This is a genomic window from Methanolobus sp. ZRKC4, from assembly GCF_045291305.1.
Classification (GTDB): domain Archaea; phylum Halobacteriota; class Methanosarcinia; order Methanosarcinales; family Methanosarcinaceae; genus Methanolobus.
Genome location: NZ_CP146983.1, coordinates 1,882,834 through 1,902,931 on the forward strand (window position 1 = coordinate 1,882,834; position 20,098 = coordinate 1,902,931).

Below are 20,098 nucleotides of genomic sequence, written 5' to 3' on the forward strand. Positions count from 1 at the left end.
AAACTTCAGAGGATTTCGATATTCCCTCATTTTAGATCATTAAAGTATTCAAACTCAATTATATCCTCTCATTTTTTATCATTTTGTTTATTTCTCTTCATTAATCCTTATTTTTAGTATAGCTCCCGCTATCCTAAATTACTCCTTTGGTTTTTAGTGTCCTCAATTGATGCAGATTAAAACAAAAAGCTGTCATCAACATTTTTGCATTCACTCTTTCTACAGTTGTAACAAGAACCTTTCTGGTTTTAAATATTTCTTTTGTCACTGCATACACTCTTTCGCAAGGGACTCTTTTCACACTTATTCTTTCATTTCTGAGGATATCCATTATTCCTAAAGGATGTCCTCTTACAGCTCGTTGCATTGTTGCTGCAAAACCTTTTGCTATTGCTCCAAAATATCCTTTATCTCTATACACCACTTCACCCTTTTCAGACAGATCAACCTGTGAATCGTGAAGTGATGCAGTTGTTGTCTCAAATCTTCTGATTAGTTCATAATCCTTATCAATAATTGTATGAAGTTTGTATCCAAAGTGAGATTTACCATTTTTCTTAGTCCAGGTTCCATCTTTGCTTCTTCTTGTTTTCGCATCTTTTCCTCTGAGTACATCTGCTTTTGCATGTCCTGGATCTGAGTGAATAAAAGTTGCATCCTGGATCATTCCTTTTTTAATCTTCAAACCAAGAGCATCAAGCTGATTCTGCATTTCATCCCACACCGCTTTTTCTTTACCATTGTCGATAATTCTCTTCCTGAATGACCAGACAGTTGTACTGTCTGGTACATATTCAGGAAATCCCAGGAATTTCCTAAAGGATATCCTGTCAATACACTGCTTTTCAAGCTCAGCATCAGAAAGACCATGCCATTGTTGCAGAACAAGCATCTTGAACATTACAATAACATCAGCTTCAGGCCGTCCGCCTGAAGCTGTTCTGTTTATGTACATTGACTCCAGAATAGGGCGAAAAGGCTTCCAATCTACTAAATATTCAATTTCAGCAAGCTTATCTCCGACAGATTGGAGACGCTTATATTCTTCATTTAAGGCAAAATCAGTAAAAGAATCCATAATAGTAAATTTGCTTTGCTATTATTTAAATTTTATTGAATTGTATGAGTATTGATGGTAGTTTCTCGAAATCCTCTTCAATATAATTGATTATGTCATTAAAGAAAAATTGTAACTATTCAGCCTGATAAAAACGCTATCAATAACAATCTTGACAAAAAGTTGAAACGTAAATTTCATTAGGATCATTTATTTTGATTGTTGCTATTGATTGCTTTTTTGATTGTTAGATTGTTAGTGAGCAGACATCTCTATTTCGATGAAATCAGTACCAATAGGCAAATCGTGCCAGGCTGAATAGTTACGTTTTGCAAAGCAATTTGAATGAATTTATTTAGCAGTAATTTTAGTATATAATTAAATTTATGGTCGGAAACAGTTGCATTCTTCATTTTACCCTGTAATTGCTTTCCTTTTTATCGTAACTATTCCCAGATAACCATCAACAGTTAGCACATCACCGTTTTTGATTATCTTTGTTGCATCGGGTATCCCTGTGACACAGGGAATTCCGTATTCCCGTGCAATGATGGCGCCATGTATAAGCATGCCTCCTCTGCGTTCAACGATACCGCTTACAAGAGGAACCACAAATGTCATACCGGGCTCAATTGCATCACATACCATTATCTCCCCGAATTTGATATCAAAAAGCTCCTCGTTTTTTGTTACCACCCGTGCTGTACCGGTTACAAAACCTTCTCCTGCAGGCTGCCCTTGAATCTGCCTTTGATGTGCTTTTTTTACTAAAATCTCTTCTTTTATTATCGTTTTTTTTACAGGGACATAATTGTCGTCATTGAGCGCTTTTAATAGTTCTTTTTCCTCGATATCATCATTAATATCAAAATATTCGAACCTGCTTTTTATTCTGGTTGCGACCCTTTTCTTTGCCTCATTCAAAGCTACAATGTACTGGTCCTCTATCTTTCCAAGATAGATGTTGTCATCATCCCTTAGACGATAACTGGCACGTGCAATGTCAAGTAATTCTTCTGCAAATTCCCTGTCGGTTTCAGAAAAAGCAGAAATAAAGCGTCCTTCCAGGCCACTGGCATTTCTTTTAACAGGCATTTCCTTTTCAGGGTTGGAAGCAAGCTCTACAATAAGCCTTAACAGCTCTTCCTGATTTTTAAAAATACCAGAATGTCCGAAATTCCTAAAAAAATCCTCTATTTTTTCCCTGAAATCTCCTTCAACAACATTATCTTTTGCCTTTTTCATAAGTGAAGCATCGTTTCGCAGCATATCTGCCAGTTGATTGAGTTCTTCATTTCTTTTGATGCTCAACAGTTCGGTACCTGAAAGCAGGTCCATGAACTCATACGGATTTGAAGGTTTTAAAATATCATTATAAACCTGGCCGAACAGCCTCATTCCGTGAGCAAAAGGGATGAATTCTTCTTTGTATTTTTTATTCCATCCATTATACAGTTCTTTTCTTCGAGTTATTTCCCTGGCAAGTTCTTTATCACTCAGGATTCCAACTTCAATTGATTTCAGGGCTTTTGCATCACTTATCATTTCAGGTATCAGTTCACTCTCCACTCTTTCGCGAAGATCCTGTAAGTTGTCAATTGTTTTCCTGAGAGAAAGATACCAGAGTTTTTCATCTTTTTCTGATGTTGTTATTGGTCTTGACTGAAGTACATATATTTCACCATTCTTTTTCGTCCATTCGATATCCTGTGGATTACCAAAATTGCTTTCCATAATCAAAGCTATCTCATGCAGTTCATGAACATCATTTTCTCCAAGAGGAGGAGTTTTTGATATAGCAGGAGAAGTCTTTTCAAGAGCAGTGCCAGTATTTCTCAAAACGGTCATTTTTTCACGACTTGATGGATCGACATGCTGGATTATGACAGCATTTTCCCTGTCAATTATCCACCTGTCAGGTTCTACATTACCATCCACGAGTCCCTTGTTCAGACCATGGACTGCTTCAATGATCATCTGGTCACTTTTCTCCGGATCACTGCTGAAAATGACGCCTGATACCTTACTATCTATGAGTTCCTGGATCATCACCGACATGCTACTGTTCTTAATGTTAAGACCCAGTTCTTCCCTGTACAACAGAGCTGCATCTGACCACAGGGAAGCCCATACGAGCCTTATGTGTTCCATTATGGAATCCAGTCCCTTTACATTCACATAGGATTCATGCAAACCAGCAAAGGATGTTTTTGCAGAGTCCTCCCCGATGGCAGAGGACCTCACAACAACTGATTTATCGCCGAAACGCTCAGCCAATTTTTCCCGTATTTCCATATCAAGTTCTTCAGGTATCGGAGTGTTCAGGAACATGTTACGGATTCTCAGGGAAGTGTCCCACATCTCTTCCCAGCGCATATCCTGAATATCCTTTCTCGAAAGCTCCATTAATATCCTGCTTTTCAGAAAGCTGGTTTCAAGGTATTTTTCATAGGCCAGGGTAGTTACACATGCAAAAGCAGGAACTTTTAGTCCATCTTCCATAATATCGTGAAGTGAGAATGCCTTTGATCCAACCAGTTTCCTGTCATTTTCCCGTATTTTCTCCATGGGAATGACAAGTTTTTTCATGACATGCCAATCTCCACAACATTCTGGAACCTGCTTGCAACAACATATCTTTTGACTTCAAGTTTCATGAGGGCAGAAGAAGGCGACAACAGGAAATCTTTGAGATAAGGATGTTTTCCAAGGTAGAGATCCATGGAAACATCAGTTTTTTTGACTTCCATAACTGTGCCATTCGCATTTACAGCCATTGCATTCCTGAAATCGCTCTCATTGTTTGACCTGTTATCTATCATGATGGATGCTTTCCGGGAAGCAGTAAGATAGGAATATTTCCTTGTGGACATCTGTGTCACAAAAAAAACGTATTTGAGATCATCACTGGTCACAAAGGCTACAAGATTAGTATGTGGTTCATGTTCATGGCATGTTGCAAGAACAGCAAGCTTCTGTTTTTTCATGAGGAACTTCAGATTTTCTTTCAGATTGCCGGTTGACATTTCAGTAACCATCTTCAAAAATCCCCATTTTCAGATTGGTTACCGCGTATTTATGTTTTGTTGGACATGTTTCATAAATTATTTAACTAGACACAGCATATTTTATAAATGTTGAAGATGATATAATGAAATTAAAAATTACAATTTTGATATCCATTTTAGTCCTGCTTACTGCTATAGTTCCCGCAAATGCAGATATTATGCCATCAGGTATGAAGGGTATTAATCGATGCGTAAAGATAACAAATTTAGATGATTTCCCAGATACTGTATTTATAGGATATATAAGAGGACCATTAATCCAATGTGAAAACCCATATATCGTTACTTCTGATAAATGCTTAACACAATATTATAAAGCAAATAACCTGACAATATATGCGATGGAAAAGGATTATCTTGATTCTAAAGAACTCAAAAATATAGATTTTGAATCCGATACTAATATTCTGGGTTATCAGCTTGATTTAAATCCTGATTGGGACATTATAGATATTGAAAACCCGTTAAATGAGGAAGAGATATACTATTCAATTGCAGGTTTCACAGATGATGAATTGGTGCTTTATGAATCAAAAAAAGTATCAAAATATGTAGGAAGTGTACCCGATAAAGTGAAAACATTCGAACAGCCTGAAATAGCTGGCCTAAGATCAACAATCTATGAGAATTCAGCATATACAAAAGAAAACCTTTCAAATGAGCATGTCCAGAAAAAGACTATAAATGAATCAATTTCTGATGATCAAATGTTATCTGGAAGATCTATTATAGATATAATAATTTCTTTCTTCAAAAATCTATTTGGGGTTCCAAATTGATGACATATGAATACTGGTTTTTATTGTCCTTGATATTAACAATAATTATAGAAACTATAACTCTATTTGTTATTTTCAGACTTTTTTTGAAAACAAATAAAAATGAAATTACTAATAGGCTATTACTATTTGCAGGAATTTTTTCTTCGTTTTCAACACTTCCTTATCTCTGGTTCATATTACCACAGATAATAAGATCATATAGTCTTCTTACAGTAAGTGGGGAGATTTCAGTAGTTTTGATAGAAGCAATTATCTATTGCTTTGTATTGAGAACTAATATGAAAAAATCGCTGATTATTTCTTTGATCTGTAACCTCATTTCTTTCTTAGCAGGGTTGTTAATTAGTCCTATCTTTTGATTGGTTAGAATTCTTTTGGCAAATTAATGGCATCTTTTGGATACTTTTCATAACAATTTCCACATTATAGGCATGTAGAGCTATCTACCTTTTAAATATCTCCTTTGCTGATTGTACCAACAGGGCAGACGTTCTTACAAATACCAAATGATGCACACTTCTTATTAATGCTATAACCGCTTTCCTCTACTGTAGCATTGCCAAAAGCAATCATTCGCGTTTAGAGGGAGGTTGGAAGGTTAAAATGTGCGAAGAAATCATATAAAATTGCAGTAACTTCTTTAGATTATGGAATTTGAGAATGAAGAGTTTGAAATAGAGACATTCGAAGATATGGATCTTACAGACTTCTCTTTCAGGAATTCAACATTTATTGATTGTATGTTTGAGAATTGCAACCTGTCGAACGTGAATCTTAGCAACACAAAATTTCAGGATACCAGATTCAGGAACTGCAAGATTGTGGGGCTGGATTTTCCAAATTGTAACGACTTCATTTTTACAATCGGTTTTGAAGACTCTTTCATATCCTACTCGGCGTTTTCAGATATGAATCTGGAAAATACGGACTTTGTTAATTGCCGCATACTTGGTTGTGATTTTGTAAATACGAACCTCAAGAATGCAAATTTTGAAGGCTCAGATCTTGAAGACAGCATCTTTGAAAATACAGACCTCAGCTACGCGTCATTCAGGAATGCAAGAAATTATAACATAAACCCCAATGAAAATTCCCTGAAAAAGACAAAATTCTCAGTTCCCGAAGTCATATCTCTTTTAAATGCGTATGATATTGAAATTGAATGAACAGATGTTAAGGCAAAATCAAACAGAAAGATTATTATGCTAATTTTAGCATACCTTTTATTGTGGATAACTTAAACTTAGAGATAATTGAGCCAAGAATGCTGGTATTGACAGGTGAGAAGTCCTTTGAGGAAATGAAAGAACTTGCCTGGAATAAGAAGACTGCAGCATTTGGAGGAATTAAAAACCTATTATCACGGCCAAAACCTGATGATATTAATATAATCCATGCGGAAAAACAGTACAAGCCTTTCTGGCATGCTGTATGCTCAAGCAATTTTGAGTATAAGCGAAACACTGAGTTTTCTGTAAAAATTAGTGATCTTGCTGTGCAGAAAGTAATAATCTGCAATGAGGAAAGGGATATAGATAAAGAGCGGAATGTAAAACTTCACGGTAGCGAACACTGTCTGGAATCAAGTACTAAAGAAATATTCGTAGATGCGTATACAGAAAATGAAGAAGATCTCTCCCGATATCTTTCCATGGAAACACGTGAAATATCACAAACTGAAGAACTGAATGCCGGAGATAATATTGTAGTTCCGGTAAAAATAAAAGCTTCTTACCTTGTCAGGAAACTATTAAGCGATATGATGAAACCCATTGATGCAGATGAAGTTCTGGACGAGACTGTGAGAATCGAAACTCTTGATCTGTATTTCAGACCAATTTATGCTTTTGAATTTTCATGGCTACCAAAGAATAAACAGAATGTTCTGGAATTTGATGGTATTACAGGTGAGTTCTATTCTGGTAAAGTGCTCAGGGAAAAGATGGCAGAGATATTCACCGAAGAAACATTGTTCGAGATTGGAGGGGAAGTTGCAGGAGCTGTCATTCCAGGGGCAAACATACCTGTGAAAATATTACAGGAATCCAGAAGGCGAAAGGGTAATAGTAATTCATAGTCGATTTTTTTAAAAATACTGTGCCAATAGATGAAATGTAAGTACCTTCTGTATTCTATTCTACTTTTTAACGTACTATCCAAATAACAGTTGCTAAGAAGAGCTCTGTTTTTACCTATAAACATGCACATAATAGAAATAAGATAGTATTGTATGTTTAATTGGGGGTTAAATGAAATATTCACTTATTTGTCTGTTAATGATAATTTTCGTTGGATTATCAGGTTGCTTAAGCGATACAAATAAAATTGCTGATAATGGAATTAAGAGCAATGAAAAGATACCAATATTGACAGGAATTGAGGTAGAAAAGACGGAAGTGACAATTGTCAGTGGTAATATGACATATCCTGCTTTTCTTGCAGCGCCTTCAACAGAAGGCGAAAAACCTGCAGTTGTTCTGATACACTCTTTCAATGGGATGGAACCCGGTTATATTGATCTTACCGAAAGGTTAGCCTCCGAAGGATATGTAGTGATATCTCCTGAATGGCAGACCTTTGAAGAATCTCCCAGCGATGCCGTAGTGGAGCAGTTGGTCAGGGATTCAGTAGTCTATCTGGGTACAAGGCAGGATGTGGATACTGAACGTCTCGGTCTGACAGGTTTTTGCGCGGGTGGACGTTATACTATGCTCTTCCTTCCTCAAATGGAGGAATTTGCATCAGGTGTTGCATGGTATGGTTTTCCTTTTTCGGGAGGTACAGAAAGTCAACCGGAACAGCCTGCTGAAGTTATTGATCAGCTTGAGGCTCCCATGCTCATAATCCACGGGACAAATGACGAGGCAAGCAACATATCCGATATATATGCTTATGCAACAGAGCTTGATGCCGAGGATAAATACTTTGAATTGAAAGTTTACCAAGGGCAGCCGCATGGTTTCATGATTGAAAATGGCCAACTATCCAGCAGTTTTGAGGCACAGGATGCTTACTGGCAGATGGTTACATTCTTTGATAGAACACTAAAATAAGGTGAATATTATGAGAGATATAAGAACAATTTTCTTTTTTTTAATTCTTGCATTTTTTTTAGGTATAAGTCCCCTTGTGGGATTTTATACTGATTATCTATGGTTTGATATGATCGGCTATACATCCGTATTCACAACAATATTACAATGGAAACTGATTACGATCATACCTGGATTCATACTTGCTTTTGCGTTCCTGTACATAAATGCGAAATTTGCAGGGAATTCAATACGTAAGATCCTTGCTGAGAGAAACATAGCCTATAATAATATCGATTCGCAGTTTATTTTAATAATAATTACAGTATTTTCATTTGTTTTTGGGCTTGCATTCAGCAGTAACTGGAAAACAATTCTTTTCTATCTGAATAGCACATCATTTGGCATTAACGATCCTATTCTTATGAACGATATAGGGTTTTACGTATTCCAGCTCCCGTTCATTCATATGATAAGAGGAATATTCCTGACACTGACCGTTATATCACTCATAATGGTTCTGATTCTTTACATGATCAGGCTTGAATCTATATTCAAGTCCGATACAATTGAAGCGGATAATACTGAATCATCTTATTTCCTGTATCCGACAAATAGTGTAAAGGATATACTGGATGAACTGCCTGTTAAGGTCCTTATTCATATATCAGCACTTCTTGCATTCTTGTTTGTATTAATTGCATTTGGATTTTATCTTAACAGATATGAGATATTGTTCTCACAGCAGGGAGTAGTATCAGGTGCAGGCTATACTGATGTGCATATAAGGCTTCCAATATTCAACATACTGACAATATTATCATTCCTGACTGCTATCGCTTTACTGGCAAATGTAAAACTGAAGAACATAAAAATTCCAATTGCCAGTATAGTTCTGCTAATACTGTTCATCATGGCCAGTTCTTTTGTACCTGATGTTTATCAGCAATTCAAAGTGGAACCCACCGAGATCCAGCTGGAAAAACCGTATCTGGAATATAATATAGATTATACAAGAATGGCCTTTTACTTATCGGATATTGAAGAAAGCCCGTTTGAAGCGAATACTGATCTGACATTGTCGGAACTGGAAAATAATACCCATATAACTGAAAACATAAGAATATGGGACCGGCGGGCTCTTGAGCAAACCTACAAGCAACTCCAGCAAATAAGAACATATTACACGTTCAATGATGTTGACACCGACCGGTACCACATGGACGATGGCTACAAACAGTATATGATATCAGCCAGGGAACTGGATACCATGCAACTGGCACCTGAAGCTAAAACATGGGTAAATGAACGTCTGGTCTATACTCATGGTTTTGGAATCGTTATGAATCCGGTAAGTACTAAGACAAGTGACGGCAGACCTGAATTTGTTTTGCAGGATATTCCACCTACTGGTGAATTCGATATCGAAAATCCACGGATCTACTATGGCGAGGTCACAAATGACTATAAGATAGCAGATACAGGAAAAGAGGAATTCGACTATCCAAAAGGAGGACAGAATGTATTCACACAATATGAAGGTAAAAGTGGAATAATGCTTGATTCATTCGTTAAACGAATGATATTTGCATTCACTTTTGGTGAATTAAAATTCATCCTGAGTGAATACGTAGATGATAATTCACGGTTGATGTATCATCAACAAATAGAAGAGAGAGCGCAAATGATAGCTCCGTTCCTTGAATATGATAGTGATCCGTATCCTGTTATTTCTGGCGGAAAGATATACTGGATAATAGATGCCTATACCACGGCTGATAGGTATCCATATTCTGAAAGCTATTATGGGACAAAATTTTATGATATCAATTATATCCGAAATTCTGTAAAGGTGGTTGTAGATGCCTATGATGGAACTGTTGACTTCTATATCATGGAAAACGAACCCGTGGTAACTACCTATTCAAAGATATTTCCTGATCTGTTCAAACCTTTCAGCGAGATGCCTGAAGACCTGCAAAAACACATCCGCTATCCTAAAGATTTCTTTAAGGTTCAGATGGACCTGTACGAGAATTATCACATGAAAGATGCTGAGACTTTTTATAATAAAGAAGATGCGTGGGAAATTCCAAATGAGGTCTATCGGGGAAGCAGTATTGAAATGGAACCTTATTACATGATCACGAAACTTCCCAACGGTGATGGACTGGAATATGTATTACTACAGCCCTTTACACCTAGAAACAGGGAGAATATGATCGCCTGGATCGCAGCAAGATGCGATGAACCGAATTACGGAGAGATAAAACATTATGAACTGCCAAAGGGAGAACTTATCTACGGACCTACCCAGATAGAATCCAGAATCGACCAGGACCCGGATATTTCTGAGCAACTGACACTCTGGGGTCAGACAGGTTCCAGGGTGATAAGAGGTAATTTACTGGTGGTGCCGATCGGTAATTCTATAGTGTACACCGAGCCCATATTCATAAGTGCCGAAGAGTCCGAGATTCCGGAACTACGCAGAGTTGTGGTCTCATCGGGACAGAAGGTTGTTATGGGTGAGGATCTGCAGGAATCACTGCAAATGCTTGTTGAAGGCAGAATCGATGTGCAGGATGAAACTGGCCAGCCTGATATACCTGCAACAGCACGGGAACTTGCACAAGAAGCCCTGAATCATTACGACAAAGCACAGGAGTATCTTGCAGAAGGTAACTGGGCCGGGTATGGAGAAGAGATCGATCAGTTGGAGGAGATACTTGAGCAACTCTCTCTAGCTCTAGAGGAGGTAAATTCACAATGATTTGCCTTAGTTAAAAGCGGCAGAAAAAACCAGCTAAAAAAAAAAGAGTAAAAGAATAGATGCTTTCTGGATTGTAGGAATGGAGATATTAACTTGAATTTAGTTGATGTGAGAAGATTAAATGGTCTTCTCACAAAACAAAATAATTCACCACTCTTGCCATCCAATGAAAGAAATCAGGTAACAATTGGTGTGCTCTCTGTATCAAATGGATTTGTCCTGATCGCAAGAGAGAACAGGTATGGATAATTTTTCTTCGTATGTTTCATATAAGACAGCCATTCCCGTGTAAGTAGTGCATATACACGTGTAATATCTCCTGTTAAGTGGTGTGTATCTGTCGTTGGAAGGCATGAAAATTCATTTCTGCAATCTAGTTCCTCTGTCAGATGGAAAACAGCTCTCAAGAGTTCGGTAAATTCTTCATGCTCAAACATTGTAGGATTTTCAAGCATTCTTACGAGGAATTCCCTTTTACCCACCAACAATGCGCTTAAATGTTCAAAATCTATTTTTTCCGTATCAACATTATAAACCATCTTGTTCATCGATTTTATAAGATTATCGAAATCCTTATCGGACCAGTCTGCTTCAACTATGAATTTCTCTCTATGACTATCCAGTTCCGGATCAGCATCCGATATGAATTCCAAAAGGTTTGTGCCAACTTCACTGAAAAACACTCCTATTAACATATTGAGTTTCTCAAACCTGTGTTTCTTGTCCATATCATTAAGGAAATGATGAATGATCATTGATATCAGCAAAACTTCCATTGGTACAAAAGCAATATCTCCTAGAAGATAAATAAAAATGTGATGAGGATCGTGAAATATCAGGTAATGGAAATAATAAATAATTGCCGATAAAATTATCAAAACCGCACCAAATACTATATACTTTTGATTTTTTTCCATGATTGCCCCCTAATTATATATAACTCTTAGACGTAGCATTTAATAAATTGCTATATCAACATTCTATTTAATAATCAATATCTTAAAAAATCATCCCCACATATATTCGATTGTGTTTCCGTGATCCATAAGAAATATGAAACTCTTTTCAGAAACTGATTTAACCCGTCGACCCAGGTATAATTTGAGGCCATAAAATGACTACGATGAACAAGATTAAAATTATTGGAGTTGGAGGAAGTCCACGAAAAGGTGGGAATACTGATATTTTGCTCGACAAGTTTTTAGAAGGGGCTAGATCAACAGGAGCTGAAACTAAAAAAGTCATGTTAAGAGAATATTGTATTAAGTCCTGCATTGGATGTGAAGCATGCAGAAAAACCGGAACTTGTACCCAGTTCCATGATGGAATGGAACTTCTCTATCCTGAAATAGAGGAGTCTAAAGGCCTTATCCTTGGTTCTCCCACTTATAACTACAACGTAACGGCAGAAATGAAAACCTTCATAGACCGCCTTTACCCTTTCTACGACTTTACTGAGGAGCGTCCGGGTCCATATTCAAGCAAACTTGCAGGCAAGGGTCGAAAAGCACTTGTCTTTACAGTTTGTGAGCAGGTAAAAGCCGAAGAAATGGGATTTACTCTTGAAGCTCTTGGAATGCCTCTTGAAGCCCTTGGTTATGAGATATTTGACAAGTTTGAAGCTACCGGCTATTTCAGTAAAGGTGAGGTCTTAAAAGACGGAGATATTCTTAAAAAAGCATTTGAAGCGGGTAAAAAAATGGCATTGTCTCTACGTTAAGTCTATGGAATTAGATTTGCCTATAGTATCTTTTCTTCCTTACCTTCCTTTAGCTCCGGACTTCTGAATTTTTTCGAATAATTTAGTGCAGTTTTCAACCTTGAAAAGTTACGAAAATAATTCAAAACATAGTTTCCTAATTTTTATATCGACCAAAAACAATTTTTCAATATTATAATTGATGATTGATGATTGATACCATGTTGTATTACAAGTAGTTGAATCTCAAATGGATAAAAATGATAGTAATAATGATCAAAGTAGAACACAAAAGTTTGGCTTTTGGACTCTTATCATTATTAGTACAATACTAACGATAATATTTTTGACAGGTCAGACATTCTCATTGATAGATTATGACTTGACGGTGTCACTTGGATTACAGGAATCTGCCGAAGAGGTGGGTGAAGTTGGTGTATCCTGGGCTAAAGGAGTTGCATTTGCAGATACCATAGAGGATTTCGAGAAACTACCATCAATACCCATACAATTTAATAAAATTTAAATAATAGCAAAGCAAATTTACTATTATGGATTCTTTTACTGATTTTGCCTTAAATGAAGAATATAAGCGTCTCCAATCTGTCGGAGATAAGCTTGCTGAAATTGAATATTTAGTAGATTGGAAGCCTTTTCGCCCTATTCTGGAGTCAATGTACATAAACAGAACAGCTTCAGGCGGACGGCCTGAAGCTGATGTTATTGTAATGTTCAAGATGCTTGTTCTGCAACAATGGCATGGTCTTTCTGATGCTGAGCTTGAAAAGCAGTGTATTGACAGGATATCCTTTAGGAAATTCCTGGGATTTCCTGAATATGTACCAGACAGTACAACTGTCTGGTCATTCAGGAAGAGAATTATCGACAATGGTAAAGAAAAAGCGGTGTGGGATGAAATGCAGAATCAGCTTGATGCTCTTGGTTTGAAGATTAAAAAAGGAATGATCCAGGATGCAACTTTTATTCACTCAGATCCAGGACATGCAAAAGCAGATGTACTCAGAGGAAAAGATGCGAAAACAAGAAGAAGCAAAGATGGAACCTGGACTAAGAAAAATGGTAAATCTCACTTTGGATACAAACTTCATACAATTATTGATAAGGATTATGAACTAATCAGAAGATTTGAGACAACAACTGCATCACTTCACGATTCACAGGTTGATCTGTCTGAAAAGGGTGAAGTGGTGTATAGAGATAAAGGATATTTTGGAGCAATAGCAAAAGGTTTTGCAGCAACAATGCAACGAGCTGTAAGAGGACATCCTTTAGGAATAATGGATATCCTCAGAAATGAAAGAATAAGTGTGAAAAGAGTCCCTTGCGAAAGAGTGTATGCAGTGACAAAAGAAATATTTAAAACCAGAAAGGTTCTTGTTACAACTGTAGAAAGAGTGAATGCAAAAATGTTGATGACAGCTTTTTGTTTTAATCTGCATCAATTGAGGACACTAAAAACCAAAGGAATAATCTAGGATAGCGGAAGCTATACTAAAAATAAGGTAACTATTCAGCCTGGCACGATTTGCCTATTGGTACTGATTTCATCGAAATAGAGATGTCTGCTCACTAACAATCTAACAATCAAAAAAGCAATCAATAGCAACAATCAAAATAAATGATCCTAATGAAATTTACGTTTCAACTTTTTGTCAAGATTGTTATTGATAGCGTTTTTATCAGGCTGAATAGTTACAAAATAAGGATTAATGAAGAGAAATAAACAAAATGATAAAAAATGAGAGGATATAATTGAGTTTGAATACTTTAATGATCTAAAATGAGGGAATATCGAAATCCTCCATATTATATATTCCACTGTTGTTTCTGGGAATAGTCGGATTGTTAAAAAGAAGATCATGGGGTTTTTACTCCATGTTTGCAGCATTGGCAATTACTGCTTACTGGCCAATTGTCAGTCTGGCTACTGTTTTTATTGGAAGGGATATTCTGAATCTAAACCCGGATAAGTATGTTTCATATTCAATAATCCTTCCTTTGATCATAATCTATGGCTTATGGGGAATGTGGTATCTTTATAAAAATGGAGATGATCTAGTAAATTGATACCAGTTGATCGTTTTTTCCGTGAGTTTAATTGCTAAATAATTACCTAATTTCAGATGTACAAAAATGAATAACTATCTATTTTTAGCAAAAACAACATTGTATTCAGTATTTTCTACTTCCAAATATAGCGGAACCGACACGTACCATCGTAGCTCCTTCTTCGATGGCTGCCATGTAATCATTGGACATCCCCATAGACAATTCCCGAATATTGATGTTACTACAATTTTCCAGTTTCATTTCATCAAAAAGAGCTTTCATCTGCTTGAAATAAGGGCGCACCTGATCAGGAGTTACAAAAGGAGGTATACACATAAGTCCTGTCACCTGAATATTTTTAAGTGAACTGATCTCCGGTATGATCTGCCTGATCTCATCCTGTCCAAAACCATATTTCTGTGGCTCATTCCCAATATTTACCTGAAGGAAAACTTTCTGTACCTTTTCAATGTCCATGGCTTTCCTGTCAATCTCCTGTATGAGTTTCAAGGAATCAACAGACTGGATTACGTCAAAGAGCTGGACGGCTTTTTTGACCTTGTTTGTCTGTAAATGTCCTATAAGATGTTTTTCACAGGGCAGAATCTCATCAAATTTTTCCTCGAATTCCTGAACCCTGTTTTCCCCTATTATGGTGGCTCCGGCTCTGATGGATTCGTTAATTCGTTCAGCATCGATAGTTTTGGTAACGCTGACAAGCTTTATTCCTTCAAGTTCTTTGATGATGGTCTTTATATTTTGAGTGACTGACATTCTTTTACCAATACTACTTTATTAAAAATATGATATTTTGAAAGATTCTAATTACAGGTTATATGAATTAAATGCAATGTATTGAATATAAAAAGTTCGTTTGAGTAGAACTTCATTACAAAAATAAAAAAATGAAGAAAAATATATTTAGCCTTCTTCAAGGCTTGCTATATCTTTTTCTGTGCTGAAAAGGTATTCTTTAAGTTCTTTGGCGAAATTCTCATCATTCTGTCTGAGCCATTCTATAAGCATGGCTGCATGTTCTTTCTCTTCATTTGCATTGTGGATCAAGATCTTCTTCAGGTTCTCATCGGTGCAGGCATCTGCTCTCTGGTTGTACCAGTCTACAGCTTCCAGCTCTTCTCTTAGAGAATCGATTGCTCTTTTAAGATTTAAAGTCTTTTCAGACAGTTTAGTACTTTCTTCATGAATCATGTCTATCGTCTGTTAATAAGACATAAACAGTATATATTTTTTGGCAAAAAATGTGTTATCGAAAGCTACTTTTGATTGTCTGGAAAGTGGATATTGAAAGCATATCATAACTTTCTGCTGCTTTTCTTATACCCTTTCAAGCGTGGAATAATCCTGTGAACCTCTTTCTGATACTCTCGGAATTCATCACCAAACTGTGCCACCAGCCTACTTTCCCAGTGCATGGATCCCATAACCAGATATATGGTTGTCAGAAGGTACATGATGAGCAGATTGACGGTCATAAAAGGAGTAAGCACCATTATCACCAGTCCGGAGAAAAGGAAAGGATCCCTTATCCATCGGTAAACACCCCGGATATCCAGAGGGGCTGCATCAGGGGTATTTGGTGTGGATAACTGCCCACGTAGCCTGAATCTTTGGGGTGCATCCCGCAAAGCCCTTGGACCAACAATAGCAGCTATCACCTGTCCACCTACCATGAACCACCGCCAGGGAGAAGGGACGATGTATAAGAACGGGCCTGGGTTCTTATAGAGCAGATAGACAAGTGGTATTAGAGTTATCACTGCGATAAGATTGTATACCGGCATATACAAATCGTCTGCTTTGGACCCTAAGGCTCCTCTGATGAAACGTTTAACTGGCAAGCTCGCCAAAAGGCTATGAATAGCTGCAAATCCTACAAGGCATAGAACAAGGATCACTATGGATAAAACCAATTTTAACAATCTCCTTTTCTTTATTTGGAGAAAGTTGTATTTAGGGTTTTTGTGTTAGAAGAGGACATCGGGTCTTTGAAAGTATCTGTACTAATATCTAAAAGTGTGATTTTAATAATTACCTTACTAACTTGCTTAATATTACTATTATTCGACTGGTATTTCAAAAACAAAGGTGGATCCTTTGCCAAGTTCACTCTCAACCCAAACTGTTCCTTTGTGCATTTCTACCAACTTCTTTACAATAGCCAGACCAAGCCCTGTTCCTTCATATATCCTATTATTTGCTGTATCAAGCTGGCCAAAAACTGTAAACAACTTGCTCTGATCCTCTTTAGATATACCCATTCCTGTATCAATTATTTCAAACCGGATTTTTTTATCAATTGATTTAATGTTCAAAGTTACTTTGCCACCGTCTTGAGTAAATTTTATAGCATTATTAACAAAATTGTATAATATCTGTTTAAGCTTGACCTTATCAGCTTTGATTGTTTTTGTATCACAATCATTATTCTGCAGCAGCTCAATTTTCTTTGTAAGTGCAAGAGGAGAACATGACATTAAGACTTCATCAACAACCTCATCAATTGATGCATTATCATCAAATAGTTCCATTTTTCCAGTTTCGATCTTAGAGATATCAAGTATATCGTTTATGACGTTGAGAAGATGCTTACCACTGTTAGATACATTACTCACATACTTACTTTGTTTTTCATTGAGACTTCCAATCCTGTTCTCAAGAAGGATATCTGAAAAACCAATTATCGAATTGAGAGGTGTCCGTAGCTCATGACTCATATTGGCCAGAAAAGCACTTTTGGCAATATTAGCCATCTCTGCCTTAGCTACCATATAATTAGCTTTATTAATAGCTTCAAGCAACTCTTCCTCTGCATTCTTACGTTCAGTGATATTATTTATGACCACCATTTTTCCTATTGTACTCCCATAGTGATCATAAAGTGGAAGAAATGTGATACTGAACCAGAACATAGAATCTGCAATCTTCTCCTTAATTTCAATTACACTTCTTCTGCTTGAATCGTTTTCTCTTTTTAAAAGATTACACCATGGCTCTGGTAATTCCGATATGTGTGCTCCTACATTTTTTGTTTTTATGTATTGATTTTTCATAGCAGAACTGTTATAGTCCACTACTCTCTGTTCATTATCGAAAACTATGACACTATCAAGGAGATTGTCAAAAAGCAGACCCCGTGCCAAAGGAACAAGGTTAAACAACTTATATCGCGTAAACCCTACATATATAATGATTGCACTCAGCGTGAGGGAAAAAGGAGCAGGGTCAATACCCCAGGGAGCCATTCCTAATAGATGGATCAAAAGGGTTAAAAAGGGTATTGAAGACCCGATTATAACAATAATAATCTGTTTGCGGAAAAAGGGCAGGGTTCCTTGCAGCATACCAAAAAGAAAACTTAAGCTAATAATGATACAAAGAATAGTATATGAAAAGTGTACCCAGTACCATATACCAGGTTCATAAGCAAATACAGGGAACAGACCATCATTATTTATATAAAAGCTCTTATGGAACAAACTATGATATTCATTAGTAAATACAAGCAAAAGAGTTACAAGCGGAATACTTAGGAACACAGCTACTAAAGGTTTCGATAAACGGTCTTTTTTACCACTATAGGTTATTGCAAAAAGCATGAAGAATAAAGGAATTATAGCAATTCCTATATATTCCAGTTTATAAAAGAGTAAAAATGTGTCGATTTCAGTAGCCGATATTTCCAGTGCATAAAAAAATGAATAAAAAGCTATGGAAATCAGAAGAAATGCACAATATTTTGCACCTGGGGTAGCCTTGTATTTTTCAATATAATACAAAAGAATGCAGACAATAAAACACGAAATGAACAAAGGAATTGAATAAATATTGAAATACATCCTGTCTCCTAATTTACTAATGTATTGATCCTTTTGTTAATTGCAGTCCTGTTTTGTAGTGGAATTATAGTTGAGTACCCAATATTAAGAACAGTTAAGTATACTATGAATCTGTAACATGGTCCGGAATTTGTTATATATTACGTAACTATTCAGCCTGACTGTTTTAATGATGCAAAAAACAATATACTATGGCTTCATTCTATGTGTTAAAAAATATTCAGTAAAATATCATAAAAAACGTCTATCAATCTGAGGGGATTTGTATAGACCGCGAAGAAATACTTGCAGTTTATGAAGCTGGTCCAGAAGCAGTAGTAGAACTTGTAACTCGATTACTTGGGATAATTGAACATCAATCTCTCCAAATTGCACAACTTGAAGAGCGTGTCAGGCATTTGGAAGAAATGCTTGAAAAGAATAGTCGCAACAGTAGCAAACCACCTTCTACTGATTCTTATGCACGGAATAAACCAACCCTTAAAAGTCAAAGAAAAAAGACCAATAAGCATGTAGGTGGTCAAAACGGTCATCCTGGTACTACATTAAGAATAAATGATGATCCGGATGAAGTTATTGTTCATCCTGTTAATCAATGCGTCAATTGTGGGAGATCGTTAGCTTCTGTTCCCTCTGACTATGAAAGAAGACAGGTCTTTGACATTCCTCCTATAACTATCAATTGCATTGAACATCGTTGCGAGATTAAAACATGTCCCAAATGTTCTCATGTAAACAAAGCTCTTTTTCCAGATGGTGTAACTCAGCCGACTCAATACGGTCATCGAGTTAAGTCATTTGCAGTTTATTTGCACACTTACCAATTACTTCCTTATCAGCGTGTTACCAAGTTGTTCTCTGATATTTTGGGATGCAAGATAAGTCCTGCTACTTTGGTGAACACGGAACGTAGTTGTTTTGAGAAGCTTGGAGCTTTTGAAAATACAGTGAAACATCTCCTGAAAGAATCTCCTGTCATCAATCTGGATGAAACAGGAATGAGAATAAATGCAGTTCGTAATTGGCTTCATGTGGCAGGCACAGACAAACTGACCTATTATTTTGCACATCGCAAAAGGGGCTCAGAAGCAATGGATGCTATGGGCATATTACCAGGTTACACTGGTGTTGCAACACATGATTTTTGGAAACCGTACAACAAATATGAATGTCAACATTCATTATGTAATGCACATTTATTACGAGAGTTAACTGGAGCTTCCGAAAACAGTGATCAACAGTGGACAAAGATAATGAGTGATCTCTTGATATGCATTAAACATCATGTTGATAATGATCTTTTAGATACTGAGCTAATTCAAAGGTTCAGTGAGGATTATGATCACATAACTTGTTTAGGAGTGAATGAAAATCCTCCTGATCCGGAATCAAATGTGCGGTCTAAAAAACGAGGACGTAAGAAGCAGACCACGGTAAAGAATTTGCTGGATAGGTTTATTGGCCATAAAGAGGATATCTTGCGATTTATGTACGACCAAAACGTTCCGTTTGATAACAATCAGGCTGAAAGAGATATCAGAATGACGAAAGTACAGCAGAAGATATCAGGTACTTTCCGCAGTAAACAGGGTGCAAAAAATTTCTGCCGTATAAGAGGATACGTGTCTACTGTTAATAAGAATTCTGAATCTGTTATCGATGCAATTAGTGCAATATTTTATGGCAATTCATTTGTTCCAAAGTTGCAGAATTGATCGTGGATGAAGAAATCAGCTTGGTGGAAGTGAGCTAGGCTGAAT

18 protein-coding genes and 1 pseudogene are annotated in these 20,098 nt (G+C 36.6%); 10 read left to right on the forward strand and 9 right to left on the reverse strand.

Annotation, left to right across the window (positions count from 1 at the left end; all coding sequences use genetic code 11):
* Positions 1-133: 133 nt before the first annotated feature.
* The 3 genes from V7O67_RS09600 to V7O67_RS09610 form a co-directional block, all read right to left on the reverse strand.
* Complete coding sequence (locus V7O67_RS09600) at positions 134-1,078, reverse strand: IS5 family transposase (protein ID WP_342303665.1); 945 nt, start codon at positions 1,076-1,078, stop codon at positions 134-136.
* A 393-nt stretch (positions 1,079-1,471) separates the two neighbouring features.
* Positions 1,472-3,646, reverse strand: coding sequence for a PEP/pyruvate-binding domain-containing protein (locus V7O67_RS09605; RefSeq protein ID WP_406669942.1), 2,175 nt, complete (start codon positions 3,644-3,646; stop codon positions 1,472-1,474).
* Positions 3,643-4,095 carry a pyridoxamine 5'-phosphate oxidase family protein gene (locus V7O67_RS09610; RefSeq protein ID WP_406669943.1) on the reverse strand — a complete coding sequence of 151 codons (453 nt, stop codon included), beginning with the start codon at positions 4,093-4,095 and terminating at the stop codon, positions 3,643-3,645. The genes V7O67_RS09605 and V7O67_RS09610 overlap by 4 nt, the downstream gene beginning before the upstream one ends.
* Before the next feature lie 113 nt (positions 4,096-4,208).
* On the opposite strand from V7O67_RS09610, the gene V7O67_RS09615 reads away from it, so the two are divergent.
* The 5 genes from V7O67_RS09615 to V7O67_RS09635 all read left to right on the forward strand — a co-directional run bounded on the left by V7O67_RS09615 (position 4,209) and on the right by V7O67_RS09635 (position 10,712).
* Entirely contained in the window at positions 4,209-4,904 is a 696-nt protein-coding gene (locus V7O67_RS09615; RefSeq protein WP_342305039.1) for a hypothetical protein, read from the forward strand.
* A gap of 650 nt (positions 4,905-5,554) precedes the next feature.
* On the forward strand, positions 5,555-6,073 hold the full coding sequence (locus V7O67_RS09620) for a pentapeptide repeat-containing protein (protein ID WP_406669944.1): 519 nt from the start codon (positions 5,555-5,557) through the stop codon (positions 6,071-6,073).
* Positions 6,074-6,135: 62 nt separating this feature from the next.
* Entirely contained in the window at positions 6,136-6,984 is an 849-nt protein-coding gene (locus tag V7O67_RS09625; protein ID WP_406669945.1) for a hypothetical protein, read from the forward strand.
* A gap of 172 nt (positions 6,985-7,156) precedes the next feature.
* A complete protein-coding gene (locus V7O67_RS09630) occupies positions 7,157-7,960 on the forward strand; it encodes a dienelactone hydrolase family protein (protein ID WP_406669946.1) in 804 nt (267 codons plus the stop codon).
* Between the two features lie 10 nt (positions 7,961-7,970).
* Positions 7,971-10,712: a UPF0182 family protein gene (locus tag V7O67_RS09635; RefSeq protein WP_342305035.1), complete on the forward strand. Its 2,742-nt coding sequence runs from the start codon at positions 7,971-7,973 to the stop codon at positions 10,710-10,712.
* A 176-nt stretch (positions 10,713-10,888) separates the two neighbouring features.
* Here V7O67_RS09635 and V7O67_RS09640 read toward each other — a convergent pair whose 3' ends face one another.
* The gene (locus V7O67_RS09640; RefSeq protein ID WP_342305034.1) at positions 10,889-11,629 is read right to left on the reverse strand and encodes a hypothetical protein; all 741 of its coding nucleotides are present in this window, start codon (positions 11,627-11,629) and stop codon (positions 10,889-10,891) included.
* Positions 11,630-11,826: 197 nt separating this feature from the next.
* On the opposite strand from V7O67_RS09640, the gene V7O67_RS09645 reads away from it, so the two are divergent.
* The 4 genes from V7O67_RS09645 (at position 11,827) to V7O67_RS09660 (ending at position 14,499) form a co-directional block, all read left to right on the forward strand.
* Positions 11,827-12,432 (forward strand): flavodoxin family protein, encoded by a 606-nt coding sequence (locus V7O67_RS09645; RefSeq protein WP_342305033.1) that lies wholly within the window; start codon positions 11,827-11,829, stop codon positions 12,430-12,432.
* Between the two features lie 325 nt (positions 12,433-12,757).
* Entirely contained in the window at positions 12,758-12,937 is a 180-nt protein-coding gene (locus tag V7O67_RS09650) for a hypothetical protein (protein ID WP_406669947.1), read from the forward strand.
* 25 nt (positions 12,938-12,962) lie between these two features.
* Positions 12,963-13,907: an IS5 family transposase gene (locus V7O67_RS09655; RefSeq protein ID WP_342305031.1), complete on the forward strand. Its 945-nt coding sequence runs from the start codon at positions 12,963-12,965 to the stop codon at positions 13,905-13,907.
* Between the two features lie 346 nt (positions 13,908-14,253).
* Entirely contained in the window at positions 14,254-14,499 is a 246-nt protein-coding gene (locus V7O67_RS09660) for a hypothetical protein (RefSeq protein ID WP_406669948.1), read from the forward strand.
* 105 nt (positions 14,500-14,604) lie between these two features.
* On the opposite strand, the gene V7O67_RS09665 is transcribed toward V7O67_RS09660, so the two are convergent.
* The 5 genes and pseudogenes from V7O67_RS09665 to V7O67_RS09685 form a co-directional block, all read right to left on the reverse strand.
* Positions 14,605-15,255 (reverse strand): YggS family pyridoxal phosphate-dependent enzyme, encoded by a 651-nt coding sequence (locus tag V7O67_RS09665; protein WP_406669949.1) that lies wholly within the window; start codon positions 15,253-15,255, stop codon positions 14,605-14,607.
* A gap of 147 nt (positions 15,256-15,402) precedes the next feature.
* Positions 15,403-15,690 (reverse strand): ferritin family protein, encoded by a 288-nt coding sequence (locus V7O67_RS09670; RefSeq protein ID WP_342305028.1) that lies wholly within the window; start codon positions 15,688-15,690, stop codon positions 15,403-15,405.
* A 104-nt stretch (positions 15,691-15,794) separates the two neighbouring features.
* Positions 15,795-16,412, reverse strand: coding sequence for a methyltransferase family protein (locus V7O67_RS09675; RefSeq protein ID WP_406669950.1), 618 nt, complete (start codon positions 16,410-16,412; stop codon positions 15,795-15,797).
* Between the two features lie 147 nt (positions 16,413-16,559).
* Positions 16,560-17,660 carry an ATP-binding protein gene (locus V7O67_RS09680; RefSeq protein ID WP_342305025.1) on the reverse strand — a complete coding sequence of 367 codons (1,101 nt, stop codon included), beginning with the start codon at positions 17,658-17,660 and terminating at the stop codon, positions 16,560-16,562.
* Between the two features lie 42 nt (positions 17,661-17,702).
* Positions 17,703-18,338, reverse strand: a pseudogene (locus V7O67_RS09685) (histidine kinase N-terminal 7TM domain-containing protein); the annotation flags it as partial.
* A gap of 266 nt (positions 18,339-18,604) precedes the next feature.
* Here V7O67_RS09685 and tnpC point away from each other — a divergent pair.
* Positions 18,605-20,053, forward strand: coding sequence for an IS66 family transposase (tnpC, locus tag V7O67_RS09690; protein WP_406671458.1), 1,449 nt, complete (start codon positions 18,605-18,607; stop codon positions 20,051-20,053).
* Positions 20,054-20,098: the final 45 nt, after the last annotated feature.

Excerpts from the sequence above, each read along its gene's own strand:
- V7O67_RS09600 (WP_342303665.1), bottom strand. The coding sequence starts at position 1,078 with ATGGATTCTTTTACTGATTTTGCCTTAAATGAAGAATATAAGCGTCTC.
- V7O67_RS09605 (WP_406669942.1), bottom strand. The coding sequence starts at position 3,646 with ATGAAAAAACTTGTCATTCCCATGGAGAAAATACGGGAAAATGACAGG.
- V7O67_RS09610 (WP_406669943.1), bottom strand. The coding sequence starts at position 4,095 with ATGGTTACTGAAATGTCAACCGGCAATCTGAAAGAAAATCTGAAGTTC.
- V7O67_RS09615 (WP_342305039.1), top strand. The coding sequence starts at position 4,209 with ATGAAATTAAAAATTACAATTTTGATATCCATTTTAGTCCTGCTTACT.
- V7O67_RS09620 (WP_406669944.1), top strand. The coding sequence starts at position 5,555 with ATGGAATTTGAGAATGAAGAGTTTGAAATAGAGACATTCGAAGATATG.
- V7O67_RS09630 (WP_406669946.1), top strand. The coding sequence starts at position 7,157 with ATGAAATATTCACTTATTTGTCTGTTAATGATAATTTTCGTTGGATTA.
- V7O67_RS09635 (WP_342305035.1), top strand. The coding sequence starts at position 7,971 with ATGAGAGATATAAGAACAATTTTCTTTTTTTTAATTCTTGCATTTTTT.
- V7O67_RS09640 (WP_342305034.1), bottom strand. The coding sequence starts at position 11,629 with ATGGAAAAAAATCAAAAGTATATAGTATTTGGTGCGGTTTTGATAATT.
- V7O67_RS09645 (WP_342305033.1), top strand. The coding sequence starts at position 11,827 with ATGACTACGATGAACAAGATTAAAATTATTGGAGTTGGAGGAAGTCCA.
- V7O67_RS09655 (WP_342305031.1), top strand. The coding sequence starts at position 12,963 with ATGGATTCTTTTACTGATTTTGCCTTAAATGAAGAATATAAGCGTCTC.
- V7O67_RS09665 (WP_406669949.1), bottom strand. The coding sequence starts at position 15,255 with ATGTCAGTCACTCAAAATATAAAGACCATCATCAAAGAACTTGAAGGA.
- V7O67_RS09670 (WP_342305028.1), bottom strand. The coding sequence starts at position 15,690 with ATGATTCATGAAGAAAGTACTAAACTGTCTGAAAAGACTTTAAATCTT.